Annotated in this window: 12 protein-coding genes; 9 read left to right on the top strand and 3 right to left on the bottom strand. The window is 71.4% G+C overall.

All coding sequences use genetic code 11. The features are described 5' to 3' along the window. Window positions 1–10: 10 nt before the first annotated feature. The gene (locus QSK32_RS24785) at window positions 11–1144 is read right to left on the bottom strand and encodes an 8-amino-7-oxononanoate synthase (RefSeq protein WP_045743053.1); all 1134 of its coding nucleotides are present in this window, start codon (window positions 1142–1144) and stop codon (window positions 11–13) included. Window positions 1145–1228: 84 nt separating this feature from the next. On the opposite strand from QSK32_RS24785, the gene bioB reads away from it, so the two are divergent. Then, window positions 1229–2224: a biotin synthase BioB gene (gene bioB, locus QSK32_RS24780; protein ID WP_285473323.1), complete on the top strand. Its 996-nt coding sequence runs from the start codon at window positions 1229–1231 to the stop codon at window positions 2222–2224. After that, window positions 2221–2400, top strand: a complete 180-nt coding sequence (gene bsaP / locus QSK32_RS24775) for a biotin synthase auxiliary protein BsaP (protein WP_502872557.1) — start codon at window positions 2221–2223, stop codon at window positions 2398–2400. The genes bioB and bsaP overlap by 4 nt, the downstream gene beginning before the upstream one ends. Before the next feature lie 21 nt (window positions 2401–2421). Here the strand turns inward: bsaP and QSK32_RS24770 are convergent, their stop codons facing one another. Both QSK32_RS24770 and QSK32_RS24765 read right to left on the bottom strand, forming a co-directional pair. Beyond that, window positions 2422–3459, bottom strand: a complete 1038-nt coding sequence (locus tag QSK32_RS24770) for a GNAT family N-acetyltransferase (RefSeq protein ID WP_045743051.1) — start codon at window positions 3457–3459, stop codon at window positions 2422–2424. Window positions 3460–3529: 70 nt separating this feature from the next. After that, window positions 3530–4240, bottom strand: a complete 711-nt coding sequence (locus tag QSK32_RS24765) for an ACT domain-containing protein (protein WP_045743050.1) — start codon at window positions 4238–4240, stop codon at window positions 3530–3532. Between the two features lie 239 nt (window positions 4241–4479). Between QSK32_RS24765 and QSK32_RS24760 the strand changes: the two genes are divergently transcribed. The 7 genes from QSK32_RS24760 (at window position 4480) to QSK32_RS24730 (ending at window position 13838) form a co-directional block, all read left to right on the top strand. Continuing rightward, window positions 4480–5283 (top strand): pyrimidine reductase family protein, encoded by an 804-nt coding sequence (locus QSK32_RS24760; RefSeq protein ID WP_285473321.1) that lies wholly within the window; start codon window positions 4480–4482, stop codon window positions 5281–5283. A gap of 88 nt (window positions 5284–5371) precedes the next feature. Further along, entirely contained in the window at window positions 5372–7117 is a 1746-nt protein-coding gene (locus QSK32_RS24755) for an ATP-binding protein (protein WP_045743049.1), read from the top strand. A 21-nt stretch (window positions 7118–7138) separates the two neighbouring features. Next, window positions 7139–8290 (top strand): exonuclease SbcCD subunit D, encoded by a 1152-nt coding sequence (locus tag QSK32_RS24750; RefSeq protein ID WP_045743048.1) that lies wholly within the window; start codon window positions 7139–7141, stop codon window positions 8288–8290. Continuing rightward, complete coding sequence (locus QSK32_RS24745) at window positions 8287–10788, top strand: AAA family ATPase (protein WP_285473320.1); 2502 nt, start codon at window positions 8287–8289, stop codon at window positions 10786–10788. Before QSK32_RS24750 ends, QSK32_RS24745 begins: the two co-directional genes overlap by 4 nt. Further along, complete coding sequence (locus QSK32_RS24740; RefSeq protein ID WP_285473319.1) at window positions 10785–11756, top strand: hypothetical protein; 972 nt, start codon at window positions 10785–10787, stop codon at window positions 11754–11756. Before QSK32_RS24745 ends, QSK32_RS24740 begins: the two co-directional genes overlap by 4 nt. A 607-nt stretch (window positions 11757–12363) precedes the next feature. Further along, a complete protein-coding gene (locus QSK32_RS24735; RefSeq protein WP_045743045.1) occupies window positions 12364–13053 on the top strand; it encodes a sigma-70 family RNA polymerase sigma factor in 690 nt (229 codons plus the stop codon). Continuing rightward, window positions 13050–13838: a zf-HC2 domain-containing protein gene (locus tag QSK32_RS24730; RefSeq protein WP_045743044.1), complete on the top strand. Its 789-nt coding sequence runs from the start codon at window positions 13050–13052 to the stop codon at window positions 13836–13838. Before QSK32_RS24735 ends, QSK32_RS24730 begins: the two co-directional genes overlap by 4 nt. Window positions 13839–13976 lie beyond the last annotated feature (138 nt).

The raw sequence follows: 13976 nt of genomic DNA, 5'->3' as shown, positions 1-13976 counted from the left end.
ACGTCGGCGGTCACGGTGCGCACTCCACGATCACGTTCAGGGCCCGGGCGAAGTCCGCCTCGGGGACACCGGCGTTCACCGTCAGACGCAGCCGGGAGCTGCCGTCCGGTGTCGACGGTGGACGGAAACAACCGACCGCGACGCCGCGGTCCCGGCAGTCGGCGGCCCAGGACAGGGCGGCCTCCGGACCCGGCGCGGGCACCGACAGCACCCCGGCGGCCGGATCGGTGGCGGGCAGCCCGGCGTCGCGCAGCCGGGCGGCGATCCGGGCGCCGCGCTCGAACAGCAGCGCCCGCCGGTCACCGGCGTCCCGGGCCACCTCGACGGCGGCGAGCACCCCGGCCACCACGGCCGGCGCAGGGGCGGTGTCGTAGATGAAGCTGCGACCGGTGTCGACCAGATGCCGGACCAGCGCCCGCGGGCCGGCGACCACACCACCGGCGCCGCCGAGCGCCTTGGAGAGCGTGGCGGTGACCACCACGTCCGGCATTCCGGCCAGGCCGGCGGCGGCGACACCACCGGCACCGGATTCGCCGAGCAGGCCGATCGCGTGCGCGTCGTCCACGATCAGCAGGGCGCCGCGGGCCGACGTCACCCGGTGCAGCTCGGCGAGCGGGGCCAGATCGCCGTCGACCGAGAACACCGACTCGGTGACCACCGCGGCCCGCCCCGGATGCGCGTCCAGCAGGGCGGCGACCGCCTGCGGATCGTTGTGCGGCGCGACCTTCACCGGCAGTCCGGAGATCTTGCAGCCGTCGATCAGCGACGCGTGGTTGTACGCGTCCGAGACGACCAGCTCACAGAGCGGCGCGACGGCCCGGACCACGGCCAGGTTCGCCAGGTAGCCGGAGGAGAAGACCAGCGCGTCCTCGGCGCCCAGCCAGTCCCGCAACGCCGACTCCAGGGCTATGTGGACGTCGGTGGACCCGCGGACCAGCCGGGAACCGGTCGCCCCCAGACCGAAATCGTCGAGCGCCGCACGGGCCGCGCCGAGCACCCGCGGATGCGTGGCGAGCCCCAGGTAGTCGTTGCCGGCGAGGTCGACGACGGCGTCACCGGCGGCCCGCGGGCGCAGCTGACGGGTGAGCCCCGCCTTGGCCCGCTCGTGAGCCAGACGGTCCAGCGCCTCCAACCAGTCCGCCAAGACACCCCCAGAGATCATGAGAAACGGAAACTATCACCCAGCGCCGACAGGTCCACCGACCCGGGAACTCTGTAGGGTACGGGCATGCCAGACATCCTCGACCGGGCGCGGGCCCGAGTCCTGACCGACGGCGCCGGCCTCTCCGAACCGGAGATCCTCGAAGTGCTGAGGCTCCCCGACGAGGACCTTCCCGAGCTGTTGCAGCTGGCACACGACGTCCGGATGACATGGTGCGGCCCCGAGGTCGAGGTCGAGGGCATCGTCTCCCTCAAGACCGGCGGCTGCCCGGAGGACTGCCACTTCTGCTCCCAGTCGGGCCTTTTCGCGTCACCCGTACGGGCCGTGTGGCTGGACATTCCCTCTCTGGTGAAGGCGGCGCAGCAGACCGCCGCGACCGGTGCCAGCGAGTTCTGCATCGTGGCCGCCGTCCGCGGCCCGGACAAGCGGCTGATGGACCAGATGCGCGAGGGCGTGAAGGCCATCAAGGAGGCCGTCGACATCCAGGTCGCGGCCAGCCTCGGCATGCTCACCCAGGGCCAGGTCGACGAGCTCGTCGCGATGGGCGTGCACCGTTACAACCACAACCTGGAGACCTGCCGCTCCTACTTCCCGAACGTGGTCACCACCCACTCGTTCGAGGAGCGCTGGGAGACGCTGACCATGGTCCGCGAGTCCGGTATGGAGGTCTGCTGCGGCGGCATCCTCGGCCTCGGCGAGACCATCGAGCAGCGCGCCGAGTTCGCCGCGCAGCTGGCCGAGCTGGACCCGCACGAGGTCCCGCTGAACTTCCTCAACCCGCGCCCCGGCACGCCGCTGGGCGACCGCCCGGTGGTGGAGGGCAAGGACGCGTTGCGCGCCATCGCCGCGTTCCGCCTGGCCATGCCGAAGACCATCCTGCGGTATGCGGGCGGCCGCGAGATCACCCTCGGCGACCTGGGCACCCGCGAGGGCCTGCTCGGCGGCATCAACGCCGTGATCGTCGGCAACTACCTGACGACGCTGGGCCGCCCGGCGACCGCCGACCTGGAACTCCTGCAGGACCTGAAGATGCCGGTCAAGTCCCTGTCGTCGACCTTCTGATGTTCTGCGACCGCTGCGGCCTGCCCGTGACCGACGGCGACCACACGGCGTGCGCGGCGGCCCGCGAGCTGGAGCCGCCGCGTTTCTGCCCGTCGTGCCGCCGCCGGATGAAGGTCCAGGTGATCCCGACCGGCTGGACGGCCACCTGCGTGGAGCACGGCCTTCGCGAGGGCTGACCGGCGCGGTCGCCGGCCGGATCAGCGGGTGGGGGACTCGTTCGTGGCCGGGTGGGTGGCCGTCGGCAGGGTGGCGCTGATCAGCGCGCCGTCCCGCTCGATGTGGGCCGTGCCCAAGCGGCGCACCGTGTGCAGCATCGCCGTGTTGTCGGCGGTGGTGTGGGTGACCACAGCGGACAGACCCGACCGCCCGGCCCACGCGTGCAGCCGCCGCAGCAGGGCCGTGCCCAGGCCGCGGCGCTGCCAGCCGTCCTCGACCAGCAATGCCGCCTCGCCCAGGTCGCCCTCGACGGTCAGGGTCGCCATCGCGACCACCGCGCCGCCGGGTGCCGTCGCCAGCAGGGTCACGCCGCCGGAGGGTTCCAGCAGACGGCGCATCCGGGCCTCGGTGGGCAACCCGCCCAGGTAACGGCGGCCGAGAGCGGTCGGCGAGCACTCCTCGTGCAGTTCGCGGACCGCCGGCAGGTCGTCCGGGACGGCGGGGCGCAGGGTCAGCTCGGTGCCGTCCGGCAGGAGCATGCTGACGCTCTCGCGGTGCTGGCGGTGCAGCCGGCCCGCGATCTCGACCAGCGCCTGGGCCCGTGCGTACTCCGCCGGAGTGAAGCTCGGCAGCGCGCGCAACACCTCGTAGGAACCGCCGGACTCCTCGGACAGTGTCATCCGGCAGCCCTGGAAGCCGGGCAGGTCCGCGGCGTGCTGCGGGCGCCAGCGGACGTCGGTCGCGTCGAGCAGCGCGGCCAGGGTCTCGCCGAGGGAGTCGGGTTCGTGGACCAGCCGGCCGGCCAGGGCCAGCGCCCGGGTCGGCTGGTCGGCCAGACCCTGTGCTTCTGCTCTGGTCACGAACGCGTCCCGGCCGCGGCCCTTGGCGACCGCGGCCAGCAGGTCGGACTCGGTGAGGGAGTCCGGCGCGTCGACCAGGAAGTCGTCGATCGCGCCGGCCTCGGTGGTGTGCACCTGGACAGCCAGGATGTTCACCGACCGCAGAGCCAGGCTCGCGGTGAGAACGGAGAGGTAACCGGGACGGTCGTCGACCGTGGCTCTGACTCGCCACAACGCCATGCGGGGCACTCCTTTCCTCCAACCTCAAGAGTGCACCCTCGTTGTTGCACGGCGATTGCCTGAGCAGCGGTTACGGCGTTACAGCGATCACACTGCCGGCGGAGTCCAGCCGGTCGCCGAGGATCTCGGCGGCGGCGCGGACGATCTGGGCGACCCGGTCGACCTCGGTGATGTGGAAGGCGGCGGCGGGCAGGTCGTCCTCGTCGGTGCGGGCGACGACCATGACCAGTCCGGCCCGGCCGAACGGGGCCACCGCGTACCGCGGTCCGCCCGGCTCGATCAGGGGGCGGGCCCGCAGCGGGGTCACCTCGGGCAGGTGCAGCGGGGACGGGGCGCGCCAACTCGCGTACACCACGCCGGGTTCGCTGCCGACGCCGTTGGCGCCGCTGCGCGCGGCCCAGTCGGCCGGGACGACCGCGGCGGCGGCCCAGTCGGCGGCCAGCAGGCCGGGCATGGCGTCGACGAGGGTGGCGAGGCCGTCGGCGGGGTTCGCGGCGACCTGGGCGAGGAGTTCGGCGTCGTGGCCGCCGTTGACCGGTGCCCCTATCGCCTTCCACACCCCGTCCACCTGGACGCCGGGTATCGCGGCGAGACCGGCGAGGAGCCGTTCCACGCGGGAGGCGCCGGGCCAGACGACGGTGAAGTCGTCGACGGCGCGTCCGCCGAGCCGTTCCAGCACCACGACCTGGACGATGTCGGCGCCGGCCACCCCGAGGGTGCGCGCGACCTGCCCCAGGGCGCCGGGACGGTCCGGCAGGGTGACTCTGACCCGCAGCAACATGTAACTCCTCCCGTCGCGGACGGCCGGTGGCGCCGTCCCCGGTGAACAGCCTCCCCAACTGCGGTTTCGGACCCGTTGCGCCGCCGTGTCCCGACAGTCAAGCAGCAGGAATTCGCCCGAATATCGCAACTCAGAGTAGGCGGCCGGAAGTCTATCGACAGGGATCCGAGTGGGTAGTGTCGAGGGATGATCTGCCAGGAATGCCGGAACCGCCGGCATGAGGAGTGCCGTGGCGGTTCGTGGTGCGACTGCCAGCACCGCAAGCCGGAGCCGACGCCGCCGGTCACCGGCCCACCCGGCCCGTGACGGCGACCCCGGAGTGGCCGGCCACGCGGGACGGGCTGATCGCGCTCTATCCGCGGATTCCGGAGCCCACCTTGCGGGTGAATTTCATCGCCGGTGTGGACGGCGCCCTGACCGTCGACGGGTTGTCGGCCGGCCTGCAGGGGCCCGGTGACAAGGAGATCTTCGACGGGTTGCGGACCGTCTGCGACGCGCTGATCGTCGGGGCGGGCACGATCCGGGCGGAGAACTACGACGCTCTGCGCCTGACGCCCGAGGCGCGGGCCTGGCGGACCGCCCACGGTCTGCCCGAGTTCCCGCTGATGGTGATCGTGTCCCGGTCGCTGAACCTTGATCCGGGGCAGCTGGTCTTCGCCGACGCGCCGGTCCCGCCGATCGTGGTGACCCGGCCCGGCGTGGACGCCGCGCACCTGAAGGGGGTCGCCGAGGTGGTCGACGACGTGGACCTGGCCGGGATGGTCACGATGTTGCGCGACCGGGGCGCCGCTCAGCTTCTCTGTGAGGGCGGCCCGTCGCTGTTCGGCGATCTGATCGCCGCCGATCTGGTCGACGAGCTCTGCCTGACCGTCTCGCCGTTGCTGGCCGGTGGCTCGGCGGGCCGGATCGCGCACGGGCCGGACGGTCCGGCGCGGCGGATGGCGCTGCGTCACGTACTCATCCGCGAGGACATGCTTTTTCTGCGGTACGCCCGAAAGTTCCGTACTGGTCGATTTCCTGACCCGCGCGCCTCCACCTGCTGATCAAGATCTTGTGCATAACTCTGTGGATGGACCCCACAGCTTGTGGACAACCGATGCCGCGGGCATTGTGTCGTACCTCTGAGGCACCATGATCGACGTGTCTGACGAAAATTCCCCCGTCGGCCGGGTGCTCGGTACTGCCGACGCGACCCCGCTGCAGTTCTGGACGGCCGTGAACCCCGGCAGCTACCTGCAGCTCGACGACGTCGTCGTGACCCGCCGCGACCTGCCGGACCGCGAACCGGTGACGATCGCCGGCGTGGTCACCCAGGTCCGGGCCCGCCATGAGGGCGCCCAGTTCGACTCGGACGTCTTCGCCATCGCCGACGGCACCCTCCCGGCCATGGTCCAGGAGGCAGCCGAGATCACCACCACCCGGGTCGACCCGGAGCTCTACGTGCCGCCCGCCCCCGGAGCCGTCGTGCACCGCGCGACCGGCGAGGCCCGGGACGCCGCGTTGCACTTCGACCGGATGGAACGCCGGGTCCCGATGGGCACCGGCCGCGACGGCGTGCCGGTCTTCCTCAACGCCGACTTCCTGGACGGCACCCGCGGCGCGCACGTCTCCATCTCCGGCATCTCCGGCGTGGCGACCAAGACCAGTTTCGCCACGTTCCTGCTCTACTCGGTGTTCCGCTCCGGCCAGCTGGGCGCCGACGGCACCAACGCCCGTGCGCTGATCTTCAACGTGAAGGGCGAGGACCTGCTCTTCCTCGACCACCCCAACACCAAACTGAACGCCGAGACCGAGAAGGCGTACGCGCTGCTCGGCCTGCCCGCCGCGCCGTTCCCGGACGTCCGGGTCTACGCACCGCCGCGTCCCGGCGACTCGTCCGGTTCACCGGACGTGAGCAGCAGACTGACCGGGGTCGACGCCTTCTACTGGACGCTCGCCGAGTTCTGCGAGATGAAACTCCTGCCGTACGTCTTCGCCGACGCCGACGACGAGCGCCAGCAGTACACGATGATCGTGCACTCGGTGACCGCCCACCTGAACCGGTACGCGGTCCCCGCCGAGGGTGGCATCAGCATCGACGGCAAGCGTCTCGGGTCGTACCAGGACCTGGTCGACCACGTCGTCGAGCAGCTCACCGACGACGACACCCGGTCGACCTGGGCCGGCAGCGCGGTCAACATGGGCACGGTCAACGCCTTCGCCCGCCGTCTGATCGGCAGCAAGCGGGACCTGTCCCGGCTGATCCGCGGTGACCTGGCGCAGCGCCGGCCGCACCAGATCAAGACCGCGGACAGCGCCCAGGTGACCGTGGTCGACCTGCACAACCTGCCGGACCGGGCGCAGCGGTTCGTGGTCGGTGTGACGCTCAAGAGCGAGTTCGAGGAGAAGGAGAAGTCCGGCACCGGGCGCCCGCTGCTCTTCGTCGTGCTCGACGAGCTCAACAAGTACGCCCCGCGCGAGGGCTCCTCCCCGATCAAGGAGGTGCTGCTGGACATCGCCGAGCGCGGCCGGTCGCTGGGCGTGATCCTGATCGGCGCGCAGCAGACCGCCAGCGAGGTGGAACGCCGGATCGTCACGAACTCGGCGATCCGGGTGGTCGGCCGGCTCGACCCGGCCGAGGCGTCCCGCCCGGAGTACGGCTTCCTGCCACCGGCGATGCGGCAGCGCGCGTTGCTGGCCCGTCCGGGCACCATGTTCGTCAACCAGCCGGACATCCCGGTGCCGCTCTGTGTCGAGTTCCCCTTCCCGGCCTGGGCCACCCGCAAGTCGGAGTCGGGCCCGCCCCCGGCCGACACCCTGCGGTCGATCGTTCAGGGCGCCGACCCGTTCGCGGTGATCGGTGGCCGGGGCGGGGCGGACGACGACATTCCCTTCTAGGTCTCGGACTAGGGTTCAGCGATGCGCATCCTGCACACCTCCGACTGGCATGTCGGGAAGGTTCTCAAGGGCCGAAGCCGCTTCGAGGAGCACACCCGTGTCCTCGCGCAGGTGATCGAGATAGCCCAGGCGGAACGCCCGGACCTGGTGATCGTCGCGGGCGACCTCTACGACACCGCGGCCCCGACCGCGGACGCGACGCGGCTGGTCACCCGGGCTCTGTCCGCGCTGCGCAAGACCGGTGCGCGGGTGGTGGCGATCGGCGGCAACCACGACAACGGCCAGGCCCTGGACGCGTTGCGCCCGTGGGCCGACGCGGCCGGCATCGAACTGCGCGGCGCGTTCCGGGAGAACCCGGAGGACCTGCTGATCGAGGGGACCACCGAGGGCGGGGAGCGCTGGCGGCTGGTGGCCCTGCCGTTCCTGTCCCAGCGGTACGCGATCCGGGCCGCCGAGATGTACGAGTTGACCGCCGCCGAGGCGAACCAGACGTACGCGGACCTGATCGCCCGCCTGATCGCCAAGTTGAGCGCGTCGTTCGCCGAGCCGGGCGCGGTCAACCTGCTCACCGCGCACCTGACCATCGTCGGGGCGTCCGCCGGCGGCGGCGAGCGGGAGGCGCACACCATCATGGGGTACGCGGTCCCGGCCACCGTCTTCCCGCCGAACGCCCACTACGTCGCCCTCGGGCACCTGCACCGTTCGCAGCAGGTGATCTCCCCGGCCCCAACACGCTACTCCGGCAGTCCGCTCGCCGTCGACTTCGGCGAGGAGGAGAACGTCAGCTCGGTCGCGATCATCGACGTCTCCACCGAGCAGGCCGCCCGGGTCCGTGACGTGCCGGTGACCTCGGCCCGGACCCTGCGGACCGTCCGCGGCACCCTGGAACAGCTGGCGACGGTGAACCTTCCGGATGCCTGGTTGCGTGTCCTGGTCCGGGAGACGCCGCGACCGGGTCTCCGCGAGGACGTGCAGGAGCTGCTGCCGAACGCGCTCGAGGTGCGCATCGATCCGGACATGCTGCCGGACCGGGCGGGCGAGCGGACGGCGCAGCGGGCCGGCCGGTCCCCGCGGGAGCTCTTCGGCGACTACCTGGACAGTCGCGGGAACGCCGAGGAGGGCGTCCGCGAGCTCTTCGACGCGCTGTACGACGAGGTGAGCAGCAACCAATGAGGCCTCTGAGGCTCGACATGGCCGGCTTCACGGTGTTCCGCGACCAGACCACCGTGGATTTCACCGATGCCGACTACTTCGCCCTGGTCGGTCCGACCGGTTCGGGCAAGTCGACCGTCCTGGACGCGATCTGTTTCGCCCTGTACGGCACGGTTCCGCGGTGGGGTGGCGCGCGGGGCATCGTCAACGCGTTGGCCCCGTCGGCCGCCGAGGCCCGGGTCCGGCTGGTCTTCGAGTCGGCCGGTGACCGTTATGTGGCGACCCGGGTGGTCCGCCGCGACGGCCGGGGCAACGTGAAGACCGCGGGTGCGGGCCTGCAGCTGATGCCGGCCGGGTTCGACGTGACGAAACTCGACACCGGCATGGACCTGGCCGACCTGGGTGAGGCGCTGGCGGGCACCCCGGCCGAGATGGAACAGGCCGTGCTGGACGCGGTCGGCCTGCCCTACGAGCAGTTCACCAGTTGTGTGGTGCTGCCGCAGGGCCAGTTCGCGGACTTCCTGCACGCGAAACCGGCGACCCGGCAGCAGATCCTGGTCAACCTGCTCGGCCTGCACATCTACGAGGACGTGCAGGCGAAGGCGACCGACCGCAGCCGCGCGGCGGAGGCGAAGCTGAGCGTGGTGGAGCAGCGTCTCGAGTCGCTCTCCGACGCCACCGACGAGGCGGTCGCTGAGGCGGCCGGCCGGCTGGAGCGGATGCGGGAGCTGGCCGGCGCGGTGGAGTCCGCGGTGCCGGGGCTCCGGTCGGCGCGACAGGCCGAGTCGGAGGCCGCCGGGCACCGGAACGCGGTGGACGCCGAGCTGGCGGCGCTGTCGTCGGTGCGTACCCCGTTGGGGGTGAGTGAGGCGACCGGGGCGGTGACCGCCGCTCGGGAGGCCGCCGGCGTGGCGGCGCAGCGGGTGCACGAGGCCGAGGAGGCCGAGGAGAAGGTCCGCGGTGAGCTGGCCGCGGCCGGTGATCCCGGTGCGCTGCGGCTGGCGCTGGACCGGCGCACCGAGTTGCAGCGGCTGGTCGAGCAGGAGGAGTGGTTCGCCGGCAAGGTGCAGGTCGCCGAGGTGGAGCACCACGACGCCGCGGCCGCCGCCGAGTTCGCCCACGGCCACCACCTGGGCGCCCAGCAGTTGCTCGAGCAGGCCCGCGAGCAGTACCGGGAGGCGCAGCAGCAGGACCAGGCGGCGGCGCTGCGCGAGCACCTGGTGGCCGGCCACGACTGCCCGGTCTGTGAGCAGCGGGTCGACGAGGTGCCGCCGGTGCCGCCCGGTTCGGCGGTCGAGGTGGCCAAGGTGGCCGGCCAGGTGGCCCGCGCCGAGGCCGACACCGCGGAGAAGCGCTGGAAGGAGCGCGACGCGGTGGCCCGTAACGTCGCGCACGACCTGGAACGCAAGCGCGGCCAGTACGAGCATCACCTGTCCCGGCTGGCTGAGGTGCGGGCCGCGGTGGCGGTGCTGCCGAGCGCCGAGGCGTTGCAGCAGCGGCTGGCCGAGTTCGGCGAACTGCAGCGCAAGCTGGAGAGCGCGACCGCCGGGGTGCGGGCCGCCCGGGAGGGGCACCACCAGGCGCAGGCGGTGGTCAAGGCCGCGGAGGATCAGCAGCGTACGTCGTGGCGCACGTTCGACGAGGCCCGTGACGGGCTGGCCCGTTTCGTGCCGCCGCCGGCCGACCGGGACGACCTGGCCGGGGCCTGGGCGGCCCTGGTGGCGTGGGCGCGTGACGAGCACGGCAAACGGCTGGGCGCCCGGTCCGAGGCGGAGACCGCGGTGGCCACCGCCCGGCAGGCGACGCAGCGGGCCCACGCCGCGATCACCGGGATGTTCACCGATGCCGGTCTGGCGGTGCCGCAGGCCGCTCCGGGCGCCGACGCGGAGTCCACGCTGATCCGTTCGGCCGCGGTCGCCGCCGAGCGGGCCGAGGCCTTCTGGCAGCGTCTCGTGGAGCGGCGCGGGCAGCACCGGCACGCCGCCGAGCAGCGGGACGGCCTGCAGCGCGAGGGCCGGGTGGCCAAGTCGCTGGCCGGGCACCTGCGGGCCAACAACTTCGAGCGCTGGCTTCTCGAGGAGGCGCTCGACCTGCTGGTCGACGGCGCGTCCGGGATCATGCGGGAGCTGACCGGCGGGCAGTACGAGTTGATGCACGACAAGGGCGAGTTCTTCGTCGTCGACCACCACGACGCGGGTCTGCGGCGCGGGGTGCGCACGCTCTCCGGCGGCGAGACGTTCCAGGCGTCGCTGGCGCTGGCCCTGGCGCTCTCCGAGCAGCTGGCCGGGATGAGCACCACGGCGGCCAGCCTGGAGTCGATCGTGCTGGACGAGGGTTTCGGCACCCTGGACGCGACCACGCTGGACGTGGTGGCGGCGACGCTGGAGAACCTGGCGGCCCGGGGCGACCGGATGGTCGGTCTGGTCACGCACGTACAGGGGCTGGCCGAACGGGTGCCGGTCCGGTTCGAGGTGCACAAGGACGCGCGGACCGCACACGTCGAAAGGGTCGGTTTGTGACCAGGATGTTCGTCGACGCATGGGATCCCTCGTACGGCTCGTCGTACGAGGGCGCTGACGGTGGGGACGGTCCGGCGGCGTCGAGCAGCGCCCAGGTGGACGTGAACGTGGAGGTGCCGGCCGCCGAGTGGGCGCCGGTCGACGTGTCCGCGTCGGCCCGGGTGCCGGATGTGGTGTTCCTGGTCGACGGGGTACGCCGTAACGACGCCGGGTTGTGGACCGACGAGGAGGACGGTTCGTCGTATGCCGGGCTGGCCGCCTCGTACGCCGCCGGTGTGGTCCGGTGCGACCTGGCGAACGGTGTCGCGGAGCTGGCCGGTGCCCGGGTGGCCCGGGGTCTGTTCACGGCGAGCCCGTCGGCGACCGACGTGCAGGCCGGATCGGTCCGCTACGAGGTGCACCGGATCACCGGTGCCGGGGAGGCCAGCAAGCTTCCGGCGGCCGTCCAGGGCCCGCTGACGGCGCTGGAGATCGACATCTCGTCGGCGGCGCGGGACGGCGGTTCGGACGGCGCGGACCTGCTGATCGTGGACGGGCCGTTGCGGAACCGGCGGCAGCTGCCCCGCACGATCGGCTACGTGAAGACGCATCAGAAGCACTACCTGCCGGCCGCGCAGGAGGCGGTGGTGCCGCGGTTGCGTCCGGGGCAGCGCACCCCGGTGTTCCAGATCGGCACGGTGTGGGGCGGCTGGTCGTGGTACCTGCGGCTGCCGGGTTCGTCCGGAGCGCCCTGGTCCGGTGTCGTCCGGGTGGAGTGTTCGCCGGATCTGACCCCGGATCAGGCGATCGAACTGGCCGGGGTGTCCGGGGTCACACTGCCCCGGTTCGCGTCCTCGGCCTACAAGGATCCGCGGGCGCCGCAGAACCTGATGCCGATCGCCGGTCTGGAGCGGCGGCTGCGGAGCATGTTGGGCGACGCCCGGGTGCTGCACCGGGCTCTGGCGCTGGCCACGGTCCGCACACGCTGAGTCCGGGACGGGTGTGCACGATCCCACAGCGTGGCCGCCCGTCCCAGAACTTGATCTTCACTCCCGTGTCGTGGGACACGTGCGGGACTCGTGACGAAACCTCGCATGATCATACGGAAAGTGATCAAGTGTCCGGCCGTCATCGGCGCCGGGTGCCGCACAGGAATGCACAGGTGAGCCCGTCACCTGGGTGATCAGAAATGGGAGCGCTCCCGGACAGCCGTTCCACTAAAGGATCCGAGAGTTGAGCGAGCGTCACCCGAACGGTTCGGCGACCCGGCCCTTCACCACTAAATACGCGGTGATGTCGACGCTACGGAATCGCTCGTTCACGCTGCGAGATCATGCTCTCCCGCCTCCGGGAGAATTATTCTCCCAGCCATGTCTAGGGTCGGATGTCACTGAGTATTATTCCGGCTTACCTGGCGTCCGAATCGGCGTAGATCAATACAGAGCGTGATCCGCGACCGGTACGCCTTCACGATCACGATCGCAGCGGAGGACCGTTGAGACCGAGTGTCCCGGAAAATCTCGAGCCGGCTTTGATCCCGGCGGGACCCCCCAGCCGTACTAAGGGCGACGGGGAAAGGTCCGGGCGGAGGTATCGATGCATGCGGTGGCCGAGTATCGGCTCGCGCCGGAGAGGGTGCGTGTGATGGCACGGCAACACTCCGGTGGAAGCAGGTGGCAGGCTCTCGACGGCGGGCGTGAATCCCGCGACGAGGGCACGACGATTCCGCGGCAGAACCAGCCGCGGCACGGCGCCACTCCGCCAAAGGAAGCGAGTCACGAGGACACGCTGGTCAAGCTGCTCTACGAAGAGCACGCGGGACCGCTGCTGATGTTCGTGCTGCGACTGACCGGTGGAGACCGGCAGCGTGCCGAGGACATCGTGCAGGAGACGCTCCTCCGGGCCTGGCGCAACGCGCACCGTCTGGGAGCACAGGGCCAGCAGTCGCTGCGCCCGTGGCTGGTCACCGTGGCCCGCCGCATCGCGATCGACGAGCACCGTAGTGCCAACGCGCGGCCCGCCGAGACGTACGATCGGGAGCTGGAGAGCTTCCCCACGACGTCCGACGAGACCGACAAGGTGCTGCAGTCGATGACGGTCTCCGATGCGCTCCGACAGCTGAGCCATTCGCACCGGGAGATCCTGATCGAGACCTACTTCCGCGGCCGGACCGTCCCCGAGGCGGCCGAGGCGCTCAACCTGCCGCTCGGCACGGCGAAGTCGCGGGTCTACTACGCGCTGCGCGCTCTGCGTACGGCGCTCCAGCAGCGGGGGGTGACGGGATGACGCAGGAGGACCACTACGACGTCGCGTCGTATGCCCTCGGCATCCTGGACGACCGTGACGCGGCCCGTTTCGAGGACCATCTGATCGACTGCGCCCAGTGCGCGTACGAGCTCGAGTCCTTCGTCCAGGTCGCCGACGTGCTGTCGACGGTCGACCCGGAGGCTCTGATCGAGGCCGAGCGCTCCGAGCGTGACGGCGTCGTGCTGCACAAGATGCTGCAGGAGGTCGGCACCGAGCGGAAACACGCCAACAGCCGGCGTCTCTACTCGCTGGCCGCCGCCGTGGTCATCTTCGCGATGCTGTCGATCGGCGCGCTCTTCGTCGGCCAGCAGATGGGCGGCGACGAGAAGGCCCCGGAGACCGGCGCCGCGGGTGCCAACGGCACCAGCAGCAGCACCCTCGACCCGCTTCCCGGCGGGGAGAACGGCCCTGCCATCGGTGGCACCGCGCTGCCCGGCAAGACGTTCAGCGGCACCGACGCGCGGACCAACGTGTCCCTCGCGGTGGGCCTGGAGGAGAAGGACTGGGGCACCCAGGTGTCCTTCGCCGTCTCCGGCATCGCCGGTCCGAAGGAGTGCGGCCTGTTCGTGGTCGGCACCAACGGTGTCGCCGAGCAGATCGCCACGTGGACCATCGGCGAGAAGGGCTGGGGCACCGCGGAGAACCCGGAGGCGCTCGTCCTGCAGGGTGTCACCAAGACCCCGCGGTCGGAGATCGCGCACGTCCAGCTCCAGGAGCTCGAGGACAACGGCAGCGCCGGGGAGACCCTCGTTCGCCTTCCGTGACCGTCCGCTCACAGAAAGGCCCGATCGCCATGGCGATCGGGCCTTTTCCGTGTCGTGGGTCCTCTTAATACGGACCGGGCGTCCACAGGGTTCAACCAAAAATTCTCTAATTTGATCGAGCCGAATGTTCAACCGTCC

This window comes from Actinoplanes sp. NBRC 101535, assembly GCF_030269225.1.
In the GTDB taxonomy this organism is placed as follows: Bacteria; Actinomycetota; Actinomycetes; order Mycobacteriales; family Micromonosporaceae; genus Actinoplanes; species Actinoplanes rectilineatus.
This window is presented reverse-complemented; position numbering and strand designations above follow the sequence as displayed.